The sequence below is a fragment of the Roseateles albus genome, from assembly GCF_028595345.1.
Classification (GTDB): Bacteria; Pseudomonadota; Gammaproteobacteria; order Burkholderiales; family Burkholderiaceae_C; genus Paucibacter_A; species Paucibacter_A albus.
This window is the reverse complement of the sequence record NZ_JAQQXT010000007.1, coordinates 122,182-146,680: the sequence shown is the minus strand read 5'-3', so window position 1 is coordinate 146,680 and position 24,499 is coordinate 122,182. Positions and strand designations below refer to the sequence as shown.

The 24,499-nt window shown below is 58.5% G+C and carries 21 protein-coding genes, 1 pseudogene and 1 riboswitch; of the genes and pseudogenes, 10 read left to right on the top strand and 12 right to left on the bottom strand.

Annotated elements, in window-relative coordinates:
• Positions 1 to 2 precede the first annotated feature (2 nt).
• The 7 genes from PRZ03_RS12905 to PRZ03_RS12875 all read right to left on the bottom strand — a co-directional run bounded on the left by PRZ03_RS12905 (position 3) and on the right by PRZ03_RS12875 (position 7,838).
• The gene (locus tag PRZ03_RS12905; RefSeq protein WP_273600663.1) at positions 3 to 1,502 is read right to left on the bottom strand and encodes an FAD-linked oxidase C-terminal domain-containing protein; all 1,500 of its coding nucleotides are present in this window, start codon (positions 1,500 to 1,502) and stop codon (positions 3 to 5) included.
• Between the two features lie 80 nt (positions 1,503 to 1,582).
• On the bottom strand, positions 1,583 to 2,335 hold the full coding sequence (locus PRZ03_RS12900) for a PhaM family polyhydroxyalkanoate granule multifunctional regulatory protein (protein WP_273600661.1): 753 nt from the start codon (positions 2,333 to 2,335) through the stop codon (positions 1,583 to 1,585).
• Positions 2,336 to 2,409: 74 nt separating this feature from the next.
• The gene (locus tag PRZ03_RS12895) at positions 2,410 to 3,363 is read right to left on the bottom strand and encodes a TraB/GumN family protein (protein ID WP_273600659.1); all 954 of its coding nucleotides are present in this window, start codon (positions 3,361 to 3,363) and stop codon (positions 2,410 to 2,412) included.
• A complete protein-coding gene (locus PRZ03_RS12890; protein WP_273600658.1) occupies positions 3,360 to 3,863 on the bottom strand; it encodes a retropepsin-like aspartic protease family protein in 504 nt (167 codons plus the stop codon). Before PRZ03_RS12890 ends, PRZ03_RS12895 begins: the two co-directional genes overlap by 4 nt.
• Before the next feature lie 59 nt (positions 3,864 to 3,922).
• The gene (locus tag PRZ03_RS12885; RefSeq protein ID WP_263532414.1) at positions 3,923 to 6,223 is read right to left on the bottom strand and encodes an ATP-binding protein; all 2,301 of its coding nucleotides are present in this window, start codon (positions 6,221 to 6,223) and stop codon (positions 3,923 to 3,925) included.
• A 110-nt stretch (positions 6,224 to 6,333) separates the two neighbouring features.
• Positions 6,334 to 6,627: a BTH_I0359 family protein gene (locus PRZ03_RS12880; RefSeq protein ID WP_263532413.1), complete on the bottom strand. Its 294-nt coding sequence runs from the start codon at positions 6,625 to 6,627 to the stop codon at positions 6,334 to 6,336.
• A gap of 167 nt (positions 6,628 to 6,794) precedes the next feature.
• Positions 6,795 to 7,838 (bottom strand): DUF3108 domain-containing protein, encoded by a 1,044-nt coding sequence (locus tag PRZ03_RS12875; RefSeq protein ID WP_273600657.1) that lies wholly within the window; start codon positions 7,836 to 7,838, stop codon positions 6,795 to 6,797.
• A gap of 52 nt (positions 7,839 to 7,890) precedes the next feature.
• Between PRZ03_RS12875 and PRZ03_RS12870 the strand changes: the two genes are divergently transcribed.
• The 4 genes from PRZ03_RS12870 (at position 7,891) to PRZ03_RS12855 (ending at position 11,562) form a co-directional block, all read left to right on the top strand.
• On the top strand, positions 7,891 to 8,856 hold the full coding sequence (locus PRZ03_RS12870) for a fumarylacetoacetate hydrolase family protein (RefSeq protein WP_273600655.1): 966 nt from the start codon (positions 7,891 to 7,893) through the stop codon (positions 8,854 to 8,856).
• Positions 8,857 to 8,882: 26 nt separating this feature from the next.
• Positions 8,883 to 9,563 carry a DUF4197 domain-containing protein gene (locus tag PRZ03_RS12865; protein WP_273600654.1) on the top strand — a complete coding sequence of 227 codons (681 nt, stop codon included), beginning with the start codon at positions 8,883 to 8,885 and terminating at the stop codon, positions 9,561 to 9,563.
• 69 nt (positions 9,564 to 9,632) lie between these two features.
• Positions 9,633 to 10,394: a ProQ/FinO family protein gene (locus tag PRZ03_RS12860; protein ID WP_273600653.1), complete on the top strand. Its 762-nt coding sequence runs from the start codon at positions 9,633 to 9,635 to the stop codon at positions 10,392 to 10,394.
• A 109-nt stretch (positions 10,395 to 10,503) separates the two neighbouring features.
• On the top strand, positions 10,504 to 11,562 hold the full coding sequence (locus PRZ03_RS12855; protein ID WP_273600652.1) for a homocysteine S-methyltransferase family protein: 1,059 nt from the start codon (positions 10,504 to 10,506) through the stop codon (positions 11,560 to 11,562).
• Here the strand turns inward: PRZ03_RS12855 and PRZ03_RS12850 are convergent, their stop codons facing one another.
• The gene (locus PRZ03_RS12850; protein ID WP_273600651.1) at positions 11,563 to 12,756 is read right to left on the bottom strand and encodes an HD-GYP domain-containing protein; all 1,194 of its coding nucleotides are present in this window, start codon (positions 12,754 to 12,756) and stop codon (positions 11,563 to 11,565) included.
• A gap of 84 nt (positions 12,757 to 12,840) precedes the next feature.
• Positions 12,841 to 12,959, top strand: a riboswitch (S-adenosyl-L-homocysteine riboswitch).
• 54 nt (positions 12,960 to 13,013) lie between these two features.
• On the opposite strand from PRZ03_RS12850, the gene metH reads away from it, so the two are divergent.
• Both metH and PRZ03_RS12840 read left to right on the top strand, forming a co-directional pair.
• Positions 13,014 to 15,758 (top strand): methionine synthase, encoded by a 2,745-nt coding sequence (gene metH, locus PRZ03_RS12845; protein WP_273600650.1) that lies wholly within the window; start codon positions 13,014 to 13,016, stop codon positions 15,756 to 15,758.
• Positions 15,759 to 15,762: 4 nt separating this feature from the next.
• Positions 15,763 to 16,134 (top strand): hypothetical protein, encoded by a 372-nt coding sequence (locus PRZ03_RS12840; protein ID WP_273600649.1) that lies wholly within the window; start codon positions 15,763 to 15,765, stop codon positions 16,132 to 16,134.
• 100 nt (positions 16,135 to 16,234) lie between these two features.
• On the opposite strand, the gene PRZ03_RS12835 is transcribed toward PRZ03_RS12840, so the two are convergent.
• Positions 16,235 to 16,747 carry a magnesium chelatase subunit ChlI family protein gene (locus PRZ03_RS12835; RefSeq protein ID WP_273600806.1) on the bottom strand — a complete coding sequence of 171 codons (513 nt, stop codon included), beginning with the start codon at positions 16,745 to 16,747 and terminating at the stop codon, positions 16,235 to 16,237.
• Here PRZ03_RS12835 and PRZ03_RS12830 point away from each other — a divergent pair.
• On the top strand, positions 16,739 to 18,499 hold the full coding sequence (locus tag PRZ03_RS12830; protein WP_273600648.1) for a recombinase family protein: 1,761 nt from the start codon (positions 16,739 to 16,741) through the stop codon (positions 18,497 to 18,499). The genes PRZ03_RS12835 and PRZ03_RS12830 overlap by 9 nt on opposite strands.
• Positions 18,500 to 18,796: 297 nt before the next feature.
• Here the strand turns inward: PRZ03_RS12830 and PRZ03_RS12825 are convergent, their stop codons facing one another.
• Positions 18,797 to 19,372, bottom strand: coding sequence for a recombinase family protein (locus PRZ03_RS12825; RefSeq protein ID WP_273600647.1), 576 nt, complete (start codon positions 19,370 to 19,372; stop codon positions 18,797 to 18,799).
• 245 nt (positions 19,373 to 19,617) lie between these two features.
• On the opposite strand from PRZ03_RS12825, the gene PRZ03_RS12820 reads away from it, so the two are divergent.
• Positions 19,618 to 20,277 (top strand): hypothetical protein, encoded by a 660-nt coding sequence (locus PRZ03_RS12820; RefSeq protein WP_273600646.1) that lies wholly within the window; start codon positions 19,618 to 19,620, stop codon positions 20,275 to 20,277.
• Here the strand turns inward: PRZ03_RS12820 and PRZ03_RS12815 are convergent.
• On the bottom strand, positions 20,274 to 21,464 hold the full coding sequence (locus PRZ03_RS12815) for a hypothetical protein (protein ID WP_273600645.1): 1,191 nt from the start codon (positions 21,462 to 21,464) through the stop codon (positions 20,274 to 20,276). The two genes, PRZ03_RS12820 and PRZ03_RS12815, sit on opposite strands and share 4 nt — an antisense overlap.
• A gap of 591 nt (positions 21,465 to 22,055) precedes the next feature.
• Positions 22,056 to 23,090, bottom strand: a pseudogene (locus PRZ03_RS12810) (YifB family Mg chelatase-like AAA ATPase); the annotation flags it as partial.
• Positions 23,091 to 23,348: 258 nt separating this feature from the next.
• On the opposite strand from PRZ03_RS12810, the gene PRZ03_RS12805 reads away from it, so the two are divergent.
• On the top strand, positions 23,349 to 24,101 hold the full coding sequence (locus tag PRZ03_RS12805; RefSeq protein WP_273600644.1) for a TorF family putative porin: 753 nt from the start codon (positions 23,349 to 23,351) through the stop codon (positions 24,099 to 24,101).
• A gap of 36 nt (positions 24,102 to 24,137) precedes the next feature.
• Positions 24,138 to 24,476 carry a P-II family nitrogen regulator gene (gene glnK / locus PRZ03_RS12800; RefSeq protein WP_263532403.1) on the top strand — a complete coding sequence of 113 codons (339 nt, stop codon included), beginning with the start codon at positions 24,138 to 24,140 and terminating at the stop codon, positions 24,474 to 24,476.
• The last annotated feature ends 23 nt before the right edge of the window (positions 24,477 to 24,499 follow it).

Sequence of the window (24,499 nt, the reverse complement as noted above, 5' to 3'; positions counted from 1 at the left end):
AATCAGAACCTCGGCAAATCAGGGTGCGCCAGCAGGCCGCGGCTGACATGCATGCGCCCATATTCGGCGCAGCGATGCAGGGTCGGGATCACCTTGCCGGGGTTGAGCAGGCCTTGCGGATCAAAGGCCAGTTTGACGGCATGCATTTGCGCCAACTCGGCGGCAGAGAATTGCACGCACATCGAGTTCAGTTTTTCAATGCCGACACCATGCTCACCCGTCACCGTGCCGCCCATGGCGACGCTGGTCTCCAGAATCTCGGCGCCAAATTCCTCGCAGCGCCGCATCTGATCCGGGTCTTTGGCGTCAAACATGATCAGCGGGTGCAGGTTGCCGTCGCCGGCGTGGAATACATTGGCGCAGCGCAGTTGGTACTTCTTCTCCATCTCCTGAATCGCCAACAAGATATCGGCGAGGTTTTTGCGCGGAATGGTCGAGTCCATGCACATATAGTCCGGGCTGATCCGGCCCGAGGCCGGGAAAGCGTTCTTGCGGCCGCTCCAGAACTTCAGCCGCTGAGCCTCATCGGCACTGACTTCGCAATGGCTGGCGCCGCTGGCCATCAAAACCGCTTGCATCTGCGCGATCTCCTCGGCCACTTCTTCGGGTGTGCCGTCGCTTTCGCACAGCAAAATCGCCGCTGCGCTGAGGTCGTAGCCGGCATGGACGAAGTCTTCCACGGCGGCCGTCATCGCCTTGTCCATCATCTCCAGCCCCGCTGGAATGATGCCGGCGGCAATGATGTTGGCGACGCCCAGGCCCGCCTTGCGCACATCATCGAAGCTGGCCATTACGCAGCGGGCCAAGCTGGGCTTGGGGATCAATTTGACCGTCACTTCGGTGATGACGGCCAACATGCCTTCGCTGCCGACGATCAGGCTGAGTAAGTCCAGTCCGGCTGCATCCAGTGCTTCGGAGCCGAATTCGACCGCCTCGCCTTCCATGGTGAAACCGCGCACACGTAAGACGTTATGCAAGGTGAGGCCGTATTTGAGGCAATGTACGCCGCCCGAGTTCTCGGCCACATTACCGCCTATGGTGCAGGCGATCTGGCTGCTCGGGTCGGGCGCGTAGTAGAGGCCGTGGTGCGCGGCGGCCTCGGAAATGGCCAAGTTGCGCACGCCGCATTGCACGGTCGCGGTGCGCGCGAGTGGGTTGATCTGGATGATCTGTTTGAACTTCGCCAGGCCCAGCGTCACGCCCAAAGCATGCGGCATCGCGCCGCCCGATAAGCCGGTGCCGGCGCCGCGCGCCACGACGGGCACTTGCAGTGCATGGCAGGTGCGCAAGACGGCGGCGACCTGCGCCTGCGTCTCCGGCAACGCCACCACCAAGGGGCGCTGGCGGTAGGCGCTCAGCCCGTCGCATTCATAGGGCGTGGTGTCTTCGCCGTGCCAGAGCAGCGCGTGAGCGGGTAGTTCGTCCGCTAAGGCCTGCACCACCCGCGCTTGGAGCTGGGCACGCTGGGCGGGGTCACTGGTGTTGGGGTCTGCTGCAATCAAGCAAGGTCTCCTGGGCTGCGAAACACTGTAGCGCAGCCTTGCTTGCTGCCCGCTGAATGTCAGCAACAGGCAACTTGGGCTCAGAGCTTGCGTTTGCGGGCAGCGACAGGTTTGCTTGTTGCGGCCGGCGGCGCAGCTTTGGCGGCCGCCTTGGTCGCAGCCGTGGGAACCAAGGTTTTGGCCATTTGCTCCGCCACGGCGCCCGGCATGGCACCGGCCTTGCGCAAGGTGTCGCCGGCGACGTCGAGAGACTGCTTGACGATATTGCCGGCCAGATTCTTGGCACTGTCGCTGGCGCCGTCCTTCATGGCGCTGGCCGCCAGCTGCGTGAACTGCTGGCTCAGAGCGCCCCACCATTGCAGGGGGTCGACGATGGGGGGCACGAGAGGCTTTTCTGCGCCCGGCGTTTCTGAGGCGGCTGGCTCGGCAGCTGCTGCGGGAGGTGCGACGGGGGGCGCTGCTTGAGGAGCGGCGGGCGTCTTCACCTCCGGTGTCAAGCCCGGCCAAGCCGCTGCGAGCGGGTTCACCAAGGTGGCAGCCGGCGCTTGCAAGGCTTCGCTCAATTGCTCTAGCGGCACATTCATGGACTTCAGCGTCGCCAGCGTCATCTTTTGGACTTCCAGCGCTTGGATCGTTGCGCCCAGCATGCGGGCGTTTTGCTCCAGCCAGAATTGCACGGTGCGCAATTCATCAATGCGCTTGCCCAACTCCTCGGGGTTCAGGGTAGGTGCGACCCATTGCCCGACGCCGGGCATGGCGGCGCCGGCGCCCTTGACCAGCCCTTGCAGAAAGTCAAAACCTGGAACGAATTTGCTGAAGCTGTTGTCGGCCATGGGGTCTCCGTGAAGCGATGTTGTTGTTCGCGGCCAAGTTTGCCCCAACTTGGCGCGGCGTGCTGCAGTTCTTGTCAGCGCGGGCCGGGGTGCAGTTGCTCAACAACAAAGCCGCGTTGGCGCAACTGCTTCAGCAGCGACGCTTGCCCGCTCAGATGCAGGGCACCCACCGCTGCCAACACCGACTTTCCTTGGGCGTGCTTCGCCTCTATGCCGGCGGCCAGCGTCGGGTTGCGCTCATCATTGAGCCGTATGAAATCGGCCCGGTCCTGCGCGTCTTCGATGCAGTCACACCAGCGAGCGTAGTCCTGCATCGTCGCCAGATCGCCCTGTGCCCAAGCCTGGGCCAGCCGCTTCATCAGGGGGCGCACACGACCTTGCTCAAGCTGGTCCAAGCCTTTTTGCAGGCTAAGCAAGGCCAGTTTCGCGTCGCCGGGGATCAGGGCCCGCTGCTGGCTGGCCGCATCTTCAAGCCCAATGATGGGCAGGCCCTGCTCGCGTGCCCACAGGCTCAGCAGCAACTCTTGGCCGAAACTGGGATCGAGGCCATCCCAGCGCGCGGCCAATACCGTGTAAGTACTCAGTTCCATCAACGGATGCTGGCCGGCCAAGGCGCCGGCAGGCAAGCAGGCCAAGCGGGCCTGCGCGTCGAGCCGTTTGCGCAGCGCGGGCGGGAGCTTGAGGTCCGGCGCATGCGCGGGCGGGCGGCTCAAGACCTGTAGCGTGGCCGCATCGCTCAGATCCAGTTCAAGCGCCAAGACATCCACGCGCTTCAGCGCCGCCTGTAGCTTTGGCCCCGGATAGGCCCATTCCGGCCGGCCTATATGCATGGTGGCGTAAACAAAAGAGTCCCGGCCGTCCCGGCTGATGCGGTAAAGCAGGCCGCGGTCCTGCGCCTGCCGGCCCCAGGCCGCGGATTGCTCGGGGCTGGCTTGCGTTGGCGCCGGCGGGCAAGCCGTAGCTGCGAAAGCTGGGCCGCCAAGCGACAAGCCGAGAAGCAGGGTGCAGGCGAGTCTCAGCCAGCTCATGGGCGCCCCGCCCGAAGATGCGGGCTACGCTGGATATGCAAAGCACCGTCTTGCTGCTTGAAATCAAGCTTGGACAAGATGTCCATGCCCAGCAGCGGCGCGCCCAAGGCCGGCAATACGGTCACCGCCAGCCGCTCGGCTTGGACGCCGCCTTTTAGGGCGATGTCGGCGCGCGCCCGGTAGCCGCGCGCCAGGCCGGCGGCCGTGTGCGAGCTGACGTCCGCCTCTGCCACCAAACCGGCCTGTTCGGCTAAGGCTTGAGGCAGGGCGGTACTGGTGGCGCCGGTATCGACCAAAAACTCCACAGCGACGCCGTTGACCTGGCCCGGCCAATGGAAATGGCCGTCCGGGCCGCGTTTGAGTGTGATGGCGCCGCCGTCAACGGTGATGAGGGTCTGCGCGCGCTGATGCTCCCTGGCCTTGAAGCCCATGAAGACCACGAGCAGGATCAGCAGCCAGATCGTCAGCAGTTTCAGGCCTTGTGGCAATTCTTTGTTCATGGCCTTAGTGTGCAACACCATATTGGCTTGCCATGAACTGAAGCTGGAATTTGCTCCGCTCAGTGATTGAAACCCATCGCGCGTCGATTGCGGACCTGCGGCTTGATGCGATGCTCGGCCTCCAGCTGTGCCAAGAATTCGTCCGCCGTCAAGGGCTCGCCGAGAATCTCGACCTGCTGGCGCACGGCCGCAAAGTCGCCCGGCGTCAAGGCATCCAAGGCAGCCAAACGTTGCATTTGATCGTCATCGAGCCTTGCGCCTTCGTCGCCCAGCGCCTCGCGCAGAAACATCCGCTCGCGCTGAGCCGGCGTCAACGCTTTGAAGCCAATCTTGAAGGCAAAGCGGCGTAGCGCCGCTTCGTCGAGGTCTTCAAACAAATTGGTCGTGCAGATGAAAATACCGGCAAAGCGCTCCATGCCGGCCAGCATCTCATTGACCTCGGACACCTCGTAATTGCGCTCGGCCATGCGGCGGCTGCGCAAAAAGCTGTCGGCCTCGTCGAGCAGCAACACGGCGTTCTCGGCCGCTGCTGCTTCGAACATGCGCGCCATATTCTGTTCGGTCTCGCCGACAAACTTGCTGGACAAATCACTCGCTTGCTTGATCATCAAGGGCCGGCCTAGAGTCTGCGCGATATGTTCGGCCAGCGCGGTTTTGCCGCTGCCGGGCGGGCCATAAAAACACAGATTGCCGCAGCCGCGTTTCTCCAGCGCGCTAACGATGCGCGGGATCTCAAAGCGAGATTCGCAGTTCAACAAGTCCAGCGCATATTGGGTGACGACCGGCCGCGCCAAGCGCTCGCGGCTGCGCTGGCCCAGCGCCTTGTCGGCGTTTTCGAGTTGGCGCTCTATCATGCGCTCGCACTCGTCGCCTTGCCCGGCCAGTTGGGCGAAGCGCACGGCCGTGCGGATTTGCGCCGGCGTCAGGCCGCGCCTTTCGGCCAGCTTGGCGGTGAAGTCGGCACTCACCTGCACATCGGCCAAGGCCTTGGTGACCAGTCCCAGGCGTGCGCCAGGCGGGGGCGACTTCAGCTCCAGGTGGTACTGAAAACGGCGCCGAAAGGCTGGATCGATTTGCTCGATGCGGTTGGTGATCCAGATCACCGGCACCGGGTTGGTCTCCAAAATCTGATTCACCCATGCCTTGCCGCTGACCGAGCCCGAGGTCGGCGCGTCCAAGGCCGAGTCCATGCGTGCAATCAGCTGCGCGGTGTCGCTGGACAAGGGCGGGAACACGTCCTCCACCTCGTCGAACAGCAAGGCCACGTTCTCGCTGGCCTTGAGGAAAACCTGGCTGATTTGCAGCGAGCGGTAGCGGTCGCGGCCGGACAACGAATTGCCTTCGCGGTCGGCATATTCGACTTCATAGAGATCCAGCCCGGCGGCTTGCGCCGCGACCTTGGCCAATTCAGTTTTGCCGGTGCCTGGCGGGCCATAGAGCAATACGTTGACGCCGGCTTCGTGGCGCTTCACCGCGTTGCCCAGCAGGCGGTTCAAGACGGCGAGATCATCGGCAACGAACTGAAAGTCCTCGGCGCTCAGCAGGCTGCGCGCGGCCGGCCGGGTGAACACCGCCATCAAATCGTGCGGTCCCTTGTACTCGCGCATCAGGACCGGCGGCAGCTGATCGCTGACCTTCATCAGGTCGGCCAGGTCGGTGATGTTGTGCTCTGAGATCAGGTTCTCGACCATGCCGATGCGCTCGAGCCGGGAGCCTGCGCGCAAGGCTTCGGCCACCTCTTGCGCGTTGACGCCGGCTACCGCCGCGATTGCCGCAAAAGCTTCCTGCGCGGTGTTGACCTTGAACTCGACGAGCGCACCGCGTAACTCGCGTTGGTAACGCGCCAGCGTGCCATAAAGCAGCAGTGCTCTTTCGGCCGGATTGAGCTGCAAGAGCGCCCCCAGCGCCTCGATATTTTTTTCCACCAAGGTTGACTCGCGCCTGAGTTGGCGGTCCAGCCATTCGCTGGTGGTGGCCAGCAAGGCCATCATGTCCTTGGGCGCGTCCTTGACATATTCGTCGAGGTAGAAGAACAGCGTGGACTCCGAAAACGGCCCACTCCAGACGCCGTGGCGCTGCAAAAAGGCCTCATCGCTCAGCGCCTCATGGCCGCTCCACAACTCATTGGCCACGCAGCGTTGATTCAGGTAGTCGCGCAGCCGGCCCAAGACACGCGTCGGCCAGACCAAGTGGCGCCCGGTGAAGGACAAGAGCCCGTTGAAGTCGCGGCGGAGATTGAAGCGCCCGGCATGCTTGACGGTCAGCGTCAGCACGAACTGCGTGCACATCCGATCCATCACCGGCGCCTCCTTGAGGCCCGGTGACGGCAGGACACGCGCGTCAGTCAAACGCTTGACCATGATGGACAGCTCCTTGCAGTCTTGTGCACCACAGACTGCGCGGCGCTGCCCGATCTTGTCTCAGCCGCGCGCCGAGGACAAGTGGGTCAGGCGCTGTTTTTCAGCCCTTTTCAGTGCATGACCACCGGTTGATGGCCCATCTTGGCGTAGCCCTCGATGAAGTCATCCAGATCTTCTTCACTCGGATCTTGCTCGATCAAGGCCTCGACGCCGTCCTGAAACTGCTGGGCCAGCGCGCCTTCGATGAAGATTTCTTTACGGCTGAATTTGTCGACGATCTCGAATCCGCCGCGGTTCAGCTGCAAGTCGGGGTTGGCCAGCAAAAATTCGCCCGGCAAAGGCTCAGTTACTTGAATGTCGAACTTGACGACACTGAAACTGGGGGAGTTGTAAAGCATGTGCATGGTGGCTCCTTTCAGCGTCAACTGCGGCCAGCGGCGCCTGTTTCAAGCCTTATCGGCAGAAAAGCACCTGACCGTGCACAAATAATGTCAGAACTCGGTTCATTTCGGCGCATCGAAGACAGATATTCATGTTCAAAGCGTCAAAAATTATCGATCTCCCCCCTGAATCAGGGTTGAGGCAAACCCTCATCCAGCAGCTGCAGTTCCCAGTCTCGTTCGTCGGGCAGCTTGACGAGCAGGCGTACCGGCAGGTGGTGGCGGGCGGGGTCTAGCCAAAGCTCAATTTCGCCGCTGTACGGCCCCAGTGCAGCGCGGCGCAGGTGCACGGCTTGGGGTATGGGGCCCACCGGCAAGGCAAGGTCTTGGCGATCCAGCACCTCAAAGACCCACTCGCGAGCTTCGCCGCGCAGGCCCACCACCATCATGCGCAATTCCCGGCCGGGCACAAACTGCTGCGGCGTCGCGGCAACGATGGCGGCCAGCTGCAGCCACCAGCTGATGCGGTCCTGTACGCCGCCTGGCATGGGAACTTGCTCGGCGCTTGCGGAAAAGCTGATCTGGTCTTGCCTTTCACCCTGCCGGAAATTGGTCGCGGCTGCATCGCGCGGCGCCTGACCCTGGCGCCCCGGTCGCTGCTGGGTGAAGCGCTCGGGGCTCAGGCCCTGCGTATCCAGGCGGCCCTGGCTGTTTGAGCCCGGGAGTGGCCGTCCTTCCAGCTCCCGTTCCAGGCGCAGGGTATAGACGGCGCCACCCGGCTGCCAACTCAGTCTGGCCTGGCCTCGGGCGTCGTTCTGCAGCAGCAAATAGCGCCAATCGACGGCCGGTGCGACCGCGACTGCAACTGCAGTTGAAGCCGGCAAGTCTGAGGCCACAGCCTCGGGCAAGGGCGGTGCGACAAAGGGTTTCTCTATCTGCTGCTTTACCGGCGCGGGCTTGGCTGCAGCGGCGGTGGTGGCCCTCTCAGTTGTCTTGGGCAGCTCGGGCGCTGCTGCTGCTGCTGCTGCTGCTGCTGCTGCTGCTGCGCCGCTTGGCAGGCTGAGCTTGATGGCCGGCGCGTGGGCCTGGACGGGCTGGGCAGGCTTTTGCCGAGGCGCCATCAGCAGAAAGTGCAGGCCCAGGCTCAGCACTGCGCCCCAAACCCATGGGCGCAGCGAGCCGGCGGCCCCGGGCCTTAAAAGCCGAGTTGGTTTGATCCTTGGTACGCTGCGCATTGGACAATGCTGCCAGCTTTTTGTTTAACGCTTTGCCGCTTTCAAACCCCCGATGAAACTTGCCAGCTATAGAGATGGGTCGCGCGACGGCCAACTGATCGTTGTGTCGCGCGATATGAGTCAGGCGCACTACGCCAACGGCATCGCCACGAGGCTGCAGCAGGTGCTGGACGATTGGGGCTTTTTGTCGCCACAGCTGGAGGAGCTTTACACCCAGCTGAACCATGGCAAGCTGCGCCATGCGTTCAACTTCGAGCCCAAGCAATGCATGGCGCCGCTGCCGCGCGCCTATCAACGGGTGAGCGGCGGCGCTTATCCAAGCACGGCCGCCAGCCAGCTCAGCGAGCCGGCAATGGCGCGCGGCGTCAGCGATGATTTTTTGGGCCCTTGCGAGCCAGCCTTGTTCGCATCCGAGGCAATGGGCATTGATTTTGAAGCCGGGTTGGCCGTGATCACCGGCGACATCGCTTGCGGCACGCAGCCGGCGCAAGCGCTGGAGGGTGTGCGCCTGCTGGCGCTGGTCAATGACTGGCGCTTGCGCCATGTGCGCTCGGGCGAGCTGCACAGCCAAGCGCTCAGCGCCTTCGGCCCGGTCGCCGTCACGCCCGATGAGCTGGGCGCGGCCTGGAGCGCCGGCCGGGTTGATCTACCGCTGCAGGTGATGTGGAACGGCCGCAAGGTGGGCTTGTGCGAAGCCGGGTCCGACATGAGCTTTCACTTCGGCCAGCTGATCGCGCATGCCGCCAAGACGCGCCGCTTGCGTGCCGGCAGCGTCATCGGTTCGGGCTATGTTGCCAACAAGGATGCGTCCCGGGGCTTCGCCAGCATTGCCGAAAAGCGCGCGCTCGAAGCCTTGGAAGCCGGCCAAGCCAAGACCGAGTACATGCAATTCGGCGATAGCATTCGCGTTGAAATAAAGGGCCGCGATGGCTTGAGCGTGTTCGGCGCGATTGATCAGGACGTCGGGGCCTTGTTTGAGGCAGCTGCCGAGGCAGCCTCCGAAGCGATCAAGGCCTGAGTTTTTCCAAAACGGGAGCTAACAAGATGCAACGCAGACAGATGATGATTTGGGCGGCCATGGGTGGCGGCATGCTGGCGCCCACAGCGATGGTTTGGGCCGCAGTCACCGAGAGCGACGCCGCTTCCGGCATCCGCCTGGCACTTGAACGTGGTGCCGAAGCGGCGATTGCGACTTTGGGCAAAACGGATGGCTTTATGGGCAACCCGGCCGTCAAGATCGAGCTGCCCGGTTACCTGAAAGACGGCGCCAAGTTGCTGAAGATGACGGGTCAAAGCAAGCAGGTGGACGACTTGTTGCTGGCCATGAACCGCGCCGCCGAAGCCGCAGTGCCGGCGGCGCGGCCCTTGTTGCTCAATGCGGTCAAGTCCATGAGCGTTGAAGACGCGCTGCAGATCGTCAAGGGCGATGACGACTCGGTGACGCGCTTCTTTGCCGGCAAGACGCGTGAGCCCTTGACGGCGCAATTCTTGCCCATCGTGACGCACGCGACCGAAAAGGTCGCGCTGGCCGACAAATACAACGCGGTGGCCGGCAAAGGTGTCGGTTTCGGGCTGGTCAAGGCTGAGGACGCCAATATTCAGCAATACGTGACCAAGCGGGCGCTGGACGGCTTGTTTTTGATGATTGCCGAGGAGGAACGCAAGATCCGCAAAGACCCGCTGGCCAGCGGCAGCGCCTTGCTGAAAAAGGTGTTTGGCGGCTGATTTCGGGTCAAGTCCGGTCCAGTGGACAATACGGGCTTGATTCCTTTTGAAGTTTTTCAGCGCCCGCCCATGAACGAAGCTCTTACCCCCGCGCCAATCCCGGCATTGGACATCCCGGCCGAAGCCCCTGTGGAAGCCCCAGCCGGCGCCGTGCAGGCCGAGGCCGCAGTCCCTGCGCCTGAAGCAACGGCCGAGGCAGCGACCGCCGCCGTGCTTGCCGCCAAGGAGATGAGCCCGGCCGCCTGTGCGGCCAAGCTCAAAGAGCTGTTCCCAGCGCTTTTCGTCGGTGGCGGTGTCAAGCCGCTGAAGCTGCGCGTTCAGGCCGATATTCAAGAGCGTGCCCCGGGCGTGTTCACCAAGGCGGCCTTGTCGGCCTTTTTGCGCCGCCATACCGGCAGCACCAGCTATCTGATGGCGATCAGCAAGGCACGCACCCGCTTTGACTTGGACGGCCAGCCGGCCGGTGATTTGAGCGACGAACACCGAGCGGCAGCGGTCGAAGAATTGACTCGCCGTCGTGGGCTGCAGCAAGAGCGACTCGAGCTGGAACAGACGCAAGCGCGCAATCGTGCCGGGCTCTTGCATGATTTCGAGCGCACCACGCTGACCCTGCCGAACTTCTGCGCACTCAAGGGTGTGACGCCCGAGGAGTTGCCGGGCCTGTTGGAGATTGCCCGCCAGGAAGCTGCCGCGCGGCCGCCGGCACGCGAGGCGCGTGACCCGCGCGACGGCCGCCCGCAGCATGCACCTCGCAGCCGCGAGCGCACGCAAGAGCGCGACGCCGGTCGCGGCGGCCGGCGCGGTGGCGGTCAAGGCCGCCCGCGCACCTAAGCTGCCTGAGTTGCCCATCTCTTGATGTGAACGCCCGCCTTCCAGCGGGCGTCTTTGTTATTTCAAGCCGTTTTTTTGCACAGCTTCAGCGGCTTTCTACAATGGCGGCATGAATACCGCCTCCAACATCACCTACACGCGCGGCGCGACCCTGCCCGCCATCCTGCAGCAACGCATCGCGATTCTCGACGGCGCCATGGGCACGATGATCCAGCGCTACAAACTGACGGAGGCCGATTTCCGGGGTGAGCGCTTTGCCGACCACCCCAAGGACCTGAAGGGCAATAACGATTTGCTCGTGCTGACAAGGCCCGATGTGATCAGCGAAATCCACGAGCAATACCTCTCGGCCGGTTCCGACATCATCGAGACCAATACCTTCGGCACCACCTCGGTTGCGCAAGAGGATTACGGCCTCGAGGCCTATGCTTTTGAAATGAATGTGGCGGCAGCCCGCATTGCCCGCGCCGCCTGCGACAAATACAGCACGCCCGACAAACCCCGCTTCGCCGCCGGAGCGCTTGGCCCCACGCCGCGCACCGCGAGCATCAGCCCCGACGTCAATGACCCCGGTGCCCGCAATGTCGATTTCGACACCTTGCGCGCAGCCTACTACGAGCAGGCCAAGGGGCTGCTGGAAGGCGGGGTCGATCTGTTCCTGGTCGAAACCATCTTCGATACGCTCAACGCTAAGGCCGCCATCTTTGCCTTGGACGAGTTGATGGAAGACACCGGTGAGCGCCTGCCGGTGATCGTCTCCGGCACCGTCACCGATGCGTCCGGCCGCATTCTGTCGGGCCAGACGGTGACCGCCTTCTGGCATTCGGTGCGTCACGCCCGCCCCTTGGCGATTGGCCTGAACTGCGCCTTGGGTGCCACGCTGATGCGCCCCTATATCGAGGAGCTGTCCAAGGCGGCGGGTGCCACGGCAATCAGCTGCTACCCGAACGCCGGCCTGCCCAACCCGATGAGCGACACCGGCTTTGACGAGACGCCGGATGTGACCGGCCGCCTGATGGAAGAGTTTGCCCGTAGCGGCTTCTTGAACATCGCGGGCGGCTGCTGCGGCACGACACCCGACCATATCGCGGCGATTGCGCGCCAGGTCTCGGCCTACAAACCGCGGGCCAGCGGCCAGAAGTTTTTCAGTGAGCTGGTGGCTGGCTAATTAGAGTTTCAGCAACTTCTCCATCGACACCCTCAGCTTCAGCTCATGCGGCGCCAGGCTGGCGCTGATGGCTTGACTGGCCAATCGCGTGTCACGCGGCACGGGCTCACTCAAAGGGTTGCCACTTTTGCCTAGGAGGCTGGCGACCATAGGTTCGGTGGCGCTGTGGCCGCGCTTGAAGACGATGCCGACCTCGCCATTGGCGAGGCGCACTAAGCTGCCCAGTGGGTAAAGGCCAAGGGTCTTGACGATGGCCGCACCGGCCTCGTCGGGTTGCTTCAGTTCATCCAGAAAAACCGCCCGCGCGGCCATCGCGCCGGGTTGTGCCTTGCGGGAGCCGCGTGGGCTGATGCGGGAGGCGAAGATGTCGATGCGCCGCAACAGCCGCGCCAGTTGCTCGGCTGGGGCGCGCCCCGCCAAAGGGCCAGGGCCGGCGTCATGGTGCAGGCAAACGGTCTTGAGCCACAGCTCGGAGCTGGCACCCAACTCGCTCAACAAGGCGGCCGAGCGGTCGCCGTGCGAAACCAAGGCTTGCTTTTGGCTGTAGGAGGGTTCTTCGACCTGAGAGGCCAAGCGGTCTTGCTGGGCGCTGATGCTGATGTTCATGCTCAGTGCCGCTTGCGTCAGCGCCAGCCGCCAGTCATCGGGCCAGCCGAGCTTGGCCGCGCAGAGTTCGGCCAGCGCCAGGCAGAGCAGGGCGTGGCGCCCGCTGTACTTTTCGAAACCTTGGGTGGCGTCAAAAATCAGCAGCATCAAGATGGCGTCGGGCTTGTTGTTCAGGCGCGCGACGGCGTCGTTGTGCAACTGTTGGAAGCGGCCGCGGAAGTCATCGGTGCGTGGGTCGCGCAGAAGGCTGTGCGCATGCATTTGCAGATCGGCCCAGGCGGCCTGCTCGCCCAGATCGACTTTTTTATTGCGATCGGGTTTGACGAAGTCGGCCTGCACCTTGACGATGTCGCCCAGATTGGCGCCTTGATGCATCAAGGTGTCCATCTTGTGCGCCATGGCGCGCTGGTATTCCTTGGTTTCATGCGCCAACACCCAGACGCCGCTGGCCAGCAAGGCCTGCATTTGCGGCGCATTGCTGAGGGTCTGGCCGCTGGCAACCAGCAGCTTGCCGCTCGCGTCACGCAGGGAAAACGTCAAAACCTGGCCGACGCGCAGGCTGTTGGGGGGGAGCTGTATCAAGTCCATGGGCTTTGCAGTTTTCGCTGCATGATTGTCGGCCGCCCAGGCGCTAAATTCAGGGCAAAGCCGCGCTGTGCGTAAAATCGCGCACGGTTCAAGGAGCGTTGCGACCAGTCCACCCGCATCGATCGCGAGATCGGCGGAGGCTCGCCAGGCTTGAACAGGCAGTTTGGTTTTCCCCCCGCTGCTGATAACGACGCTCACCGATCCATGCTTTTCGTGGCCGCGGTGAGTTCGCGGCCCGATGTTTTCTCGAGGCCGCCATGAACACAAATTCCGCCAGCACCTTTTCTTCAACGCCACCGGCGATGAAGCTCTCCGGTTTGGAGCCGGTGCAGGTTGATGCCGGCACGCTCTTCGTCAATATCGGCGAGCGCACCAATGTGACCGGCTCCAAGGCCTTCGCCCGGCTGATTCTGAATGGTCAGTTCGAGGACGCCTTGGCCGTCGCCCGCCAGCAGGTCGAGAACGGCGCGCAGGTGATCGACATCAATATGGACGAGGCCATGCTGGACAGCCAGGCCGCGATGGTGCGCTTTCTGAATCTGATCGCCGGCGAGCCCGAGATCGCCCGCGTGCCCATCATGATTGACAGCAGCAAATGGAGCGTCATCGAGGCCGGGCTGAAGTGCATACAGGGCAAGGGCATCGTCAACTCGATCTCGATGAAGGAAGGCGAGGCCGAGTTCAAGCGCCAGGCCAAGCTGGTGCGCCGTTACGGCGCTGCCGCCGTGGTGATGGCCTTTGACGAACAGGGCCAGGCCGACACTTTTGCGCGCAAGATCGAGATCTGCGAGCGCGCCTACCGGCTGCTGGTGGATGAGGTCGGTTTCCCGCCCGAGGACATCATCTTCGACCCGAACATCTTCGCCATCGCGACCGGCATCGAGGAGCACAACAACTACGCGGTCGACTTCATCGAGGCAACGCGCTGGATCAAGCAGAACCTGCCCGGCGCCAAGGTCTCGGGCGGCGTCTCCAATGTGAGCTTCAGCTTCCGCGGCAATGACCCGGTGCGCGAGGCCATCCACACCGTGTTCTTGTATCACGCGATCAAGGCCGGCATGGATATGGGCATCGTCAATGCCGGCATGGTGGGTGTGTACGACGACCTCGACGCCGAGTTGCGCGAACGGGTCGAGGATGTCGTCTTGAACCGCCGCCCCGATTCCGGCGAGCGCCTGATCGAAGTGGCCGAGCGCGCCAAGGGCATGTCGATCGATGACACGGCGCGCCTCGCCTGGCGTGCCGGTGATGTCAACGAGCGGCTCAGCCACTCGCTGGTGCACGGCATCACCGAATTCATTACCGCCGATACCGAAGAAGCTTGGCAAGCGATACAAGCCAGTGGCGGGCGCCCTCTGCATGTGATCGAAGGCCCTTTGATGGCCGGCATGAATGTGGTCGGTGACCGCTTTGGCGCTGGCAAGATGTTCTTGCCCCAGGTCGTCAAGTCGGCGCGGGTGATGAAGGCGGCGGTCGCGCATTTGCTGCCCTATATCGAGGCCGAGAAAAAGGCCTTGATCGACGCCGGCGGCGAGGCCAAGCCCAAGGGCAAGATCGTTATTGCGACAGTCAAGGGCGATGTGCATGACATCGGCAAGAACATCGTCACCGTGGTCTTGCAGTGCAACAACTTCGAAGTCGTCAATATGGGCGTGATGGTGGCTTGCCAGGACATTCTGGCCAAGGCCAAGGAAGAGGGCGCCGACATCATCGGCCTGTCCGGCCTGATCACGCCAAGCCTGGAAGAAATGCAGCATGTGGCGGCCGAGATGCAGCGCGACGAGCATTTCCGTTCGCGCGGCACGCCGCTTTTGATTGGCGGCGCCACCTGCAGCCGGGTGCATACGGCGGTGAAGATTTCGCCGCATTACGAGGGGCCGGTCGTTTATGTGCCGGATGCCTCGCGAAGCGTCGGCGTCTGCAGTGATTTGCTCAGCGACGACCGAGCCGCCAAGTTCATCGCCGAGCTGAAGGTCGACTACGACCAGGTGCGCCATCTGCATGCCAACAAGAAGCAGACGCCTATGGTCAGCCTGAGCCAGGCGCGGGCCAACAAGCATGCCGTGGATTGGGCAAGTTACGCCCCGCCAGTGCCGCAGTTCATTGGCCGCCGGGTGATACGCAATTACGACCTGGCCGAACTGGCCGACTACATCGACTGGGCGCCGTTCTTCCAGACCTGGGATCTGGCCGGGCCTTTCCCGGCGATCCTGAAGGACGAGATCGTCGGCACCGAGGCGCAGCGCGTGTTCAGCGACGGCAAACGGATGTTGCAGCGCCTGATCGCCGGACGCTGGTTGACGGCCAGCGGCGTGTTCGGCTTGTACCCGGCCGCGCAGGTGAATGACGACGATATCGAGATATACACCGACGAGAGCCGCAGCGAGGTTTTGATGACCTGGCATGGCCTGCGCATGCAGTCGGAGCGGCCGGTGGTGGACGGCGTGCGGCGCCCGAACCGTTGCTTGTCGGACTTTGTTGCGCCGAAGGGATCTGTGCCTGACTACATCGGCCTGTTCGCCGTCACGGCCGGCCTGGGTGTCGAGAAGAAGGAAGCGCAATTCGTCGCCGATCTGGATGACTACTCCTCCATCATGTTCAAGGCCATCGCCGACCGTCTGGCCGAGGCCTTTGCGGAGCGACTGCATCAGCGCGTGCGTACAGAGTTCTGGGGCTATGCGGCGGACGAAGCGCTGAGCAGCGAGGAATTGATCAAGGAACAGTACCGCGGCATCCGGCCGGCACCCGGCTATCCGGCCTGCCCTGATCACTTGGTCAAACGTGCGCTGTTCAAGGCCTTGGCGCCGGAAGAAATCGGCATGGGTCTGACCGACAGCATGGCGATGACGCCAGCGGCGAGCGTTTCGGGCTTTTACTTTGCTCACCCGGACGCGGCCTACTTCAATGTGGGTCGGATTGGCGAGGACCAGGTGCAGGACTGGGCCGAGCGCATGCAGCTGAACCAAGAGGCCGCCCAGCGTGCCTTGGCGCCGCTGCTGTAAAGCGATGAAGGCCTATATGGATGTATCGCCCTGGTTGCTGGGTCTGGTGGCCTATCTGATCGTGCTTCTGACCACTTGCGTTGTTGCCGACGCTTCGTCGGGCAAGCGCGGCTGTGCGACCCTGCTCGGTCAACTGGCCTTGCTGTTGGCAGCCCCACTGCCCTTCGCCTATTTCGGTTTGATCTCGGCGAGCACGGCCTTGTGGGTGGTCGCCGGCTTTGCTTTGGTGCTGACGCTCTTGTTCGTCGCGGCCGATATGAATATCCCCAGTGGGTCGAGGATGCCTCGCTTCATGATGTTCCCGCTGTTGCCCTTGATCATGCTGGTCGCCGTTCCCTACTGGATCTTGAGCCAGCTCAGCAAGCGCAGGCGTTAAGGCGGGCGTGACTGAGATAGGACGGCGGCCTTGGCTGCCGATAGCTCACCAGGGGCGTGTCTAAGGACGCGACCTTTTTTGTGGTTTTACCTTCTGCGGCCTACATCGAGCGCAGGCCGCGCCGCAGTTGAATCGCCTCAGCCATTTGCGGGGTTGTGACCCTCGGGCTGTCTTCGAGATCGGCGATGCTGCGTGCGACCCTCAGTAGCCGGTGGTAGGCGCGTGCCGACAGGCCGAGTTGACCGGCTGCCTTCAGCAAAAAGGCCTGTGCGGCGGGCTCGGCCCCTATGTGCTGCTCCAGTTGCTGAGCTGCCAGCCGTGCATTGCTACAGCCTTGCCGAGCCATGGCGCGCTCGCGTGCCGCCGCGACTCGAGCCGCCACGACGGCGCTGCTCTCGCCAGCGGCCATGCCGGCCAGCTCACTCGGCCGTATCATTGGGACTTCGATCAATAGATCCAGTCGATCCAGAAATGGGCCGCTGAGTCTGCCTTGGTAACGCGCTATTTGATCGGGGCTGCAGCGGCAGGCGCGCAGCGGATTGCCCAGATGCCCGCAGGGGCAGGGGTTCATGGCGGCCAGCAATTGGAAGCTAGACTGGTAACTATGAACCAGCCTTCAGCACCAGCAGCGCCAGCACCAGACCTTCCTAGAGCTATAAGCTATGCACGCTTTAGCAGCGGCAGTCAGGCTAAGGGAAGTTCTATAGAGAGACAGCTTCTAAGCTTTGAGAAATGGTTGGAAGGTCATAGAACAGCCTATACGCCGTTTTATCTTGAAGATAGGGGTGTATCAGCCTATAAGGGCAAGAATGCAGCTAAGGGTCGATTAAGCACCTTCCTGAGCCTTATTGCTGATGGCTCTGTTAAATCGGGAGATTTGCTAGTAGTCGAAGCAATAGATAGGTTAAGTAGGCAAGCTGTACTTGATAGCTTTGATTTGGTCAGAGACATTCTTAGAGCTGGTGTCTCCATCCTTACATTAGAGAATCGGACTACTTACAGTGCTGAGAGTCTCGATGGGGATGCTATCTATTCTTTGATTGCTTCGCTTCGAGGTGCTCATGACTACAGCAAGAGACTTGGTGCTCGTGTAGCTGCAGCGCATGAAAGCAAAAGGAAAAAAGCAAGAGCGGGAGAAACTGTCTCTAAGCTTGTATCAGCACCTTGGCTAAAAGATGGCAAGCTGCATGAATCCTTAGAACCTTTTGCCTCTCTGGTAAAGAAAGCAGTAAAACTCTATCTGCAGGGTTACGGCACTAGACAGATAGTTGTAGAACTTCAAGAGGACATTAGGAATACTAAAATTCTGGAAGATAAGTACGGTAATAAGCTTAACGCTACAACTGTATCTAAGTGGTTGAAGGCCCCCGAGCTAGAGGGTCACTGGTTAAGCAAAGAAGGATTGATTGAGAATTGCCTAGAGCCTCTGATTACTAGCTCTGAGTTTCAAGCTATCCAGAAAGAGAAAGTTAGAAGAGCTAGTAAAGAAGTTGCACCAAGTAAGTCTAATGATTACGAATTAGCAGGCTTGGTGCGCTGTGCTAGCTGCAAGAGTACGTTTCACACTAGAAGACAGAAGCCTAAAGCAACACTAGCAGCGCCAGCAGGGTCTGAGGCATATTTAGCTAAACCCGCTATCCTTTACTGTAATTGCAGCGACTATTTGAAGAATGGGAAGTGCTTCAACAATGCCACATGGCCTTATGATGTTTTGTTGTTCGTCTATCAATACGGTTTAACTCAAGTCTTGGCTGACATTCACATGTCAAAGGATAGAAAACCAGATGCGGAGCTTAAAGAGATTGAAGAAGCTATAGCAGCATTAGAGATCAAGCAGGGAAGAAATGCTGCTCTGTTTGATGCTACAGGTGATCTTAAATATCTTGATGTTGTTAAGCAATGCAAGACTGATCTAGACCTATTGCATATCAAGAAGAAGGATAGAGAGTCTATAGTAGCTAGTACGGTAGCTGTTTTGTTTGGCGCTGAATTTGATGAAGGGTTCAACGGAAGCCTTAGCACTGATTTAAATTATCTAAATAAACTTCCTCTCTTGGAGCTTAGGCACTTGCTTAAGCAATTTGGTTATCAGATTTTCATAGATGGAAAGGTAGCTACTCTGAGCACTGGAAATAGAGAAGAGTTCACCTTGACGCGAAGGCTTCAGAAGTTTGCTAATGCTTATCTTGTTAAGGTTGAGATTCCTGAAGTACCTGCAGAAGCTCTCTTGATCGAACCTAGCTGGATAACAGAACCTAGCTGGACTAAATTCTATGCAATTGGTGCTAAAGGAGTTGTTCTAGCTAAGGCTGACACAGAAGCGGAAGTACTAGCACAACTAGCTGAGAGTGTTGCTAAAAATTGACGAAATTTGGAGCGTGTGGTAAAATTATATTTACGCACGAGAATGCGACGTACACAGTAACATCGTGCGAATAAATTATAAAAAAAGTTAATAACTACTAGCAGCTTGGCTTTGGTGCTTGATCTACATCCGTAGTCCCTTTTAGCACTTGGTTATAATCCTAAAATATCAATAGGATAGCTAGAAGGTTCAGAAAGGCGCTTTATAGCCCCTACAGCAGCTTTTAAGGGTTAGCAAGGGGCTGGATATCCTAATGGCATTAAGTGCCTTGGAAAGGCTGTTTAAAGCCTTCCTTGGTTATTTTGTGTCCCTGATAGCGATAACAGAAGCTCTAGAGATATTGAACTCCTTGGCTACTGCACTAACAGAAATTCCTTGGGATAAGGAAGCTTTGATAGATTGCTTCTGCTCTGAAGTAGTCTTACTAGGTCGGCCCATGTGCTTACCTTCTGCTTTAGCTCTTGCTACACCAGATTGAACACGTTCGATAATTAGTTCTCTCTCAAAGTCAGCTACAGCAGCTAGCAGCTTAATCATCAAAGCGCCAGCAGTTGAGGTTAGGTCGAGATTGCCAAGCTGAAGGACTACAAGCTTAATCTTTCTAGTCTGGAATAGCTCTACGGTTTGCTGAACATCTATGCTGTCCCTGCCAATACGGTCTAGCTTTGTCACTACTAGCGTATCGCCTTCCTCAAGTTTTGCTAGTAGGGCTTGGAATGCTGGTCGCTTCTGCGCTTGGACGCTTCCTGATATTTGTTCTTGAACGCTTCTATGAGGCTCTACAGAATAGCCAGCTTGTTTAATCTCTAGCTCTTGGTTAGATGTGACTTGCTCTGCTGTGCTTACTCGGCTGTATGAAAAGACTCTAGACATTTCGCACTCCTTAGGTGTTGGAAAGTGCTGTTAGTTTATTGCCCATGTTGGAAAGTGTCAATAGCTATGTTTCTAACAGGGTAAGGCTACGGCGTTGGAAAGGAGGTGCTTTTTAACAGCCGTGTCTGTACATGACTCCTACTTTTGGGGGGTGCTCGAATTGAATAGTTGTGCTCTATGCTGATGGCGGGAATTTACTTGCCATTAGGTGGCTAGGGATCAGCCCTATCAACTACTCAATCTTTATGACTTCAAATATTAAATCTGTATTGCTGGCCTTAGGTGCATCGTTCGTTGCATTTCAAGCTGGAGCGCAAACGTATTCGAACCAGTCATTCTTAAATGGTTCGGGATACGGTGAACTCGGAGGTGGTCGGTTTACCAGCTTTGGCCAGACCTTTGAACTCGGTGAAACTAAGCGTTTGGACGATTGGACTTTTTACCCGCTAGCAGGTAGCGCAGGGAATGTAAAGCTTTTGATTTCAAGGTGGGACAGCCAACGAGTTGTTGGGCCTGTTATCTATGAGAGTGCTCCAATTCATTACGCGGGTCCATATTACGGCCAGCTAAAATTCTCTTCTATAAATACTATTCTTGCGGACTCTTCGTACATAGCCTTTCTTTCTGTTTCGGGTGTAGATAGTCCGTTGACTGATATGTCTGTTCAGGCAACGACCTCTTCAAACGGTGGACTCAATGGGCGGTTCTTTTACAGCTCAACGTTCAACCCTCAATTGCCTGATGCCTCGAATAATGTCTGGCATGGTGACTCCTCCTACGCAAGTTTGGGATTTACTGCGAAGTTTTCGCCAGTTTCCGCTGTAGATGAGCCTAATCCCTTTGCATTGTTAATGTTGGGGCTTTCTGCCGTTGGATACGTAATGCGGAAGAAGTCAGTTGGTTAATGATGCGCTCGAACAGGCGCAACTAGTTGAATAGAAGGTTTTTGCCAATCTGTCGCTTTAGGTTGGCATCTATTTTTATCAATGGTTCTGCCTCGTCCGGTTGGCATAGTTGGAGCTTGGAAGGTCAATTCTCTTCCTTTCAGCGAGTGGCCTGGAGCTTGTCTAAGGATCGCTAAGGCTCGTTCTGGTGTCACTGAAGTTGGTTCTGTTGATCCAGCCAGTACCTTGAAGCGGTAGAGACTAGGGATAGCTAGAAGTTCTTGGATAACTAGGTTCTTGTCTATCTCTTTTTCTCCTTTAAAGCTGTAGGTCTGTAGATCGTATCGCAGCCATACCTTGAACTTCATATCTAGCTGACGCTGATAGATGAGAAGGACGGGAGAGTGAAGTCTTTTTGGATTATCTAAAGGTGCTAGGATTTTAGAATCCTCTTGAGCTGCTTTAGAAGGCTCTACAGCGAGTTCAAGGCCTTTGAGTTGGATTGGTATTGATTTTGTCTGAAGGCTAGCTGCAGGGGCTTCAAATGGCTTTGCTGCTAGTTTGCTGGGTAATCGGCTTGAGCTAAGGTGATAGTCCTTTGCTTTGGAATAGACCTTGGCTAAATAACTCAGTCTTTTGAAGGCGTCTATAGAATCTGTTCTGAGTTCATGCCATGCGGTAGAGCCTTTTCTAGCAAAGTTGCCTCTCTTGTTGTATTTAATCTCGCCTGTCTCTGTATATATATCAAGAGGGAGGCAATCTAAGCGTCTATGGTTCAGCTTTGCTTTGTTGGAATTGCTGAACTTGGCTAATCTTTCTTCTAGTAAGTTCAAGTCTTTGGTGTTTAGGCCATCAAAGAAGAATGCTAAGTGCAAATGCTCCTGTTTGTTCTTTGGTCGAATCTCTAAAGTTGCAAGATAGAGGAACTTTGTTTCCTTTGTTCCTTTTGTTTTAGCTCTTGATGCTAGGAATCTGGCAAGGTCTTTCCTTAACTCTTGTAGTTTGTCTTGGTTTGGTTCATCAATCGTAAAGTGGCTTACCTTTGGGTCTGTAAAGTTAACTAAGCTAAACATTAAAAGCTCTTCTATTTTATTTAAGATGTCAACGTAAAAGCCTTTACTTGATTTGCTGTTGGCGTAGAGTTCTAGATCGTTAAAAGTTGATTCTGTAGTAATATTTCTATTAGCTGATTTGAAGATGTTTGACATGCTCGGTTTACCTCTCGTTGGGTAAGTCAAGACTCTTAGCTGTTGTTGCGTTTAACCTGTGATAAATGGGTCTATATACAGGTGTATCTATTCTGAAGAATTTAGAGCATCGAATTAAAACGCTAGAAAGCCCGTATTTGTTGGGCTGTAGTTCATTACTTGATGTCTAAAAGTGCAATATTTGAAAGGGCGGATTTGTCTTTTCGATGTGCTCCAAAATGAGGCAATTGCTAATGAGCTTGACTTGATGTTGATAAAAGTTTAGACGTAGAAAAGCCCGCTATTCTCCTGCTCAATTAGGGGAATGCGGGCTTTAATTATTTGTAGTCCGAATTATTATTCTATAATAAATATTCAGTTTGTCAATAGAATTACTATATTATTTTGCAATTACTATAAAATATATATTGCAATACTTGACAATAAGATTGCTAGTTATTGCTAGTTAATAGATTGAAAACGCAGCTAAGTACTTGATTTATAAGGATATTTTCTTAATATCTGAGAGGTTAAAGAGGTGGATACAGGTTCTATCAGAGACTCTACCTAGTCGGGATAGGTTCATCTTTTAATGGTTCATTGTTGTGTTGTGATCTTCTGAAAACGCGCAGGGAACTCGGCCTGCCGGGCCGCGCGCGAAATCAGGATGCGGCCGGTTTCCATCGGCTCGCGTAGCGCCTCCAAGGCGCTACGGCTGAATTCGGCCAGCTCGTCTAAAAACAATACGCCGTGCAAAGCCAGCGAAATCTCACCCGGGCGAGGCGGCGAGCCGCCGCCGACCAGGGCCACGCTGGAGGCACTGTGGTGTGGGCTGCGCAGGCTGCGTTGGCCCCAGCGTGCTGGCTCAAACTGCCCGGCCAGGCTCAGCACCGATGCGCAGGCCAAGGCCTCTTCCTCACTCAGCGGCGGCAGCAAGCCGGCCATGCGCTGGGCCAGCATCGACTTGCCGGTGCCCGGTGGGCCGACCATCAAGAGACTGTGCTCGCCGATCGCGGCGATCTCCAGCGCGCGTTTGGCGCCGGCCTGACCTTTGATGTCGCTGAGATCGGGTGGGGCCGGCGCTTCGGCGCGGGTCAAGGGCGTGGCCGGTGCCAGCGGCGCATCACTGCCGGGCACCAAGGCTGCGACCACATCCAGCAGATGGTCGGCCTGCAAGACCTTGATGCCCGAGACCAAGGCCGCCTCGGCCGCGCTGGTTGGGGGCAAGATCAGGCTGCGGGTCGATTGCTCCTGGCGCAGTGCCAGGCTCATGGCCAGCGCGCCGCGCACCGGCCGCAATTCGCCGCCCAGCGACAACTCACCGGCGCATTCAAACTCGGCCAGTCGTGCCGCATCGATCTGCTCGCTGGCAGCCAGCAGGCCCAGAGCAATCGGCAGGTCGAAACGTCCGCCTTCTTTGGGGAGTTCGGCAGGGGCTAGGTTGACGATGATGCGGCGATTGTGGGGGAAGCTCAGACCGCTGTTTTGCAGCGCCGCACGCACCCGCTCACGAGATTCTTTGACTTCGGTCTCCGCGAGCCCAACCAGCGTGAAAGAAGGAAGTCCATTGGCCAGATGCACTTCGACGCTGACGGCCGCTGCACTCAAGCCGTCCAGAGCCCGGCTTTGAACGATCGCCAATGACATAGGGCGCTCCCCTGGCCCCGTCTTGCCGGGACCTTGTCAGCAATTGTGCACGCTGTGAGGGCCTGCGCAGCTATTTGCACAGCCATGGTGCGCGCACCAGTTTGGGTTGTGCTCAGCGCAGATCCATTCTGGTGCGAAGCGCCTGCAAGCTGATGGCTAGGGGGCGATATGACTTGGCACGAAAGCTGCAAAGGGAGAGCAGGTCCCGTAGAAATTCTGATCCACCCCTTTTTTAATCCCAAAGCTAGGAAACCTGCCATGAAGTCGATTTTTGCTGTGCTTGCTGTCACGCTGACTCTGGGCGCCACCATGGCTCAGGCCGAAGAAGCGGCGAAGACCGAGGCCGCCCCCGAGGCTGCCAGCCCCTTGTCCTTCAACGTCAGTGTGACCTCGGACTACCGCTACCGCGGTCTGTCGCAGTCGCGCCTGAACCCTGCGCTGCAAGGCGGCGCGGATTACGCGTTTGCCAACGGTTTTTACATTGGTACCTGGGCCTCGACCATCAAGTGGATCAAGGATGCGCCTTACAACGGCGGCGCCAATGTGGAAATCGACGTCTATGGCGGCTACAAGACCGAGATCGCCAGCGGCTTGACGCTGGATGTTGGCGCGCTGACTTACATCTACCCCAGCAACGATCTGAACCCCAAGGCCGACACCACCGAGGTCTACGGTGCTTTGAGCTTTGGCCCGGTGACGGCCAAGTACTCGCACAGCGTGACCAATTTGTTCGGCACCGCCGACAGCAAGGGCAGTGGCTACCTGGATGTGTCGGCCACCTTTGACGTAGGCGGTGGTTTCACCGTGGTGCCGCATGTCGGCTACCAAAAGGTGAAGAACAACAGCGCGGCCAGCTACACCGACTACTCGCTGACGCTGAACAAGGACTACGCCGGCTTCACCTTTGGCGCGGCGGTGGTGGGCACCAACACGGACGCTTACAAGGGCGGCCCGTCTATGAAGAACCTGGGCAAAGACGGTCTGGTCGTGTCGGTGAAGAAGACTTTCTGAGCTCGTATCCAGCAATAGAAATCGGAGATAGACAGCATGAAACTGATTACAGCCATCATCAAGCCCTTCAAGCTTGATGAAGTTCGCGAAGCCCTCAGCGCCATCGGCGTGCAGGGCCTGACTGTGACCGAGGTGAAGGGCTTTGGCCGCCAAAAAGGCCATACCGAGCTCTACCGCGGCGCCGAATATGTCGTGGACTTTTTGCCCAAGGTGAAGATCGAAGCCGCCGTGGATGACGCCGTGGTCGAGCAGGTGATCGATGCCATCGAAGCCGCCGCCCGCACCGGCAAGATCGGTGACGGCAAGATTTTTGTCTCGCCGCTGGACCAAGTGGTGCGCATTCGCACCGGCGAGACCGGCAACGAAGCCCTCTGACGCAAGATTTCCGTGGAGAACAA

Excerpts from the sequence above, each read along its gene's own strand:
- PRZ03_RS12900 (WP_273600661.1), bottom strand. The coding sequence starts at position 2,335 with ATGGCCGACAACAGCTTCAGCAAATTCGTTCCAGGTTTTGACTTTCTG.
- PRZ03_RS12895 (WP_273600659.1), bottom strand. The coding sequence starts at position 3,363 with ATGAGCTGGCTGAGACTCGCCTGCACCCTGCTTCTCGGCTTGTCGCTT.
- PRZ03_RS12890 (WP_273600658.1), bottom strand. The coding sequence starts at position 3,863 with ATGAACAAAGAATTGCCACAAGGCCTGAAACTGCTGACGATCTGGCTG.
- PRZ03_RS12885 (WP_263532414.1), bottom strand. The coding sequence starts at position 6,223 with ATGGTCAAGCGTTTGACTGACGCGCGTGTCCTGCCGTCACCGGGCCTC.
- PRZ03_RS12880 (WP_263532413.1), bottom strand. The coding sequence starts at position 6,627 with ATGCACATGCTTTACAACTCCCCCAGTTTCAGTGTCGTCAAGTTCGAC.
- PRZ03_RS12875 (WP_273600657.1), bottom strand. The coding sequence starts at position 7,838 with ATGCGCAGCGTACCAAGGATCAAACCAACTCGGCTTTTAAGGCCCGGG.
- PRZ03_RS12870 (WP_273600655.1), top strand. The coding sequence starts at position 7,891 with ATGAAACTTGCCAGCTATAGAGATGGGTCGCGCGACGGCCAACTGATC.
- PRZ03_RS12865 (WP_273600654.1), top strand. The coding sequence starts at position 8,883 with ATGCAACGCAGACAGATGATGATTTGGGCGGCCATGGGTGGCGGCATG.
- PRZ03_RS12860 (WP_273600653.1), top strand. The coding sequence starts at position 9,633 with ATGAACGAAGCTCTTACCCCCGCGCCAATCCCGGCATTGGACATCCCG.
- PRZ03_RS12855 (WP_273600652.1), top strand. The coding sequence starts at position 10,504 with ATGAATACCGCCTCCAACATCACCTACACGCGCGGCGCGACCCTGCCC.
- PRZ03_RS12850 (WP_273600651.1), bottom strand. The coding sequence starts at position 12,756 with ATGGACTTGATACAGCTCCCCCCCAACAGCCTGCGCGTCGGCCAGGTT.
- metH (WP_273600650.1), top strand. The coding sequence starts at position 13,014 with ATGAACACAAATTCCGCCAGCACCTTTTCTTCAACGCCACCGGCGATG.
- PRZ03_RS12840 (WP_273600649.1), top strand. The coding sequence starts at position 15,763 with ATGAAGGCCTATATGGATGTATCGCCCTGGTTGCTGGGTCTGGTGGCC.
- PRZ03_RS12830 (WP_273600648.1), top strand. The coding sequence starts at position 16,739 with ATGAACCAGCCTTCAGCACCAGCAGCGCCAGCACCAGACCTTCCTAGA.
- PRZ03_RS12825 (WP_273600647.1), bottom strand. The coding sequence starts at position 19,372 with ATGTCTAGAGTCTTTTCATACAGCCGAGTAAGCACAGCAGAGCAAGTC.
- PRZ03_RS12820 (WP_273600646.1), top strand. The coding sequence starts at position 19,618 with ATGACTTCAAATATTAAATCTGTATTGCTGGCCTTAGGTGCATCGTTC.
- PRZ03_RS12815 (WP_273600645.1), bottom strand. The coding sequence starts at position 21,464 with ATGTCAAACATCTTCAAATCAGCTAATAGAAATATTACTACAGAATCA.
- PRZ03_RS12805 (WP_273600644.1), top strand. The coding sequence starts at position 23,349 with ATGAAGTCGATTTTTGCTGTGCTTGCTGTCACGCTGACTCTGGGCGCC.
- glnK (WP_263532403.1), top strand. The coding sequence starts at position 24,138 with ATGAAACTGATTACAGCCATCATCAAGCCCTTCAAGCTTGATGAAGTT.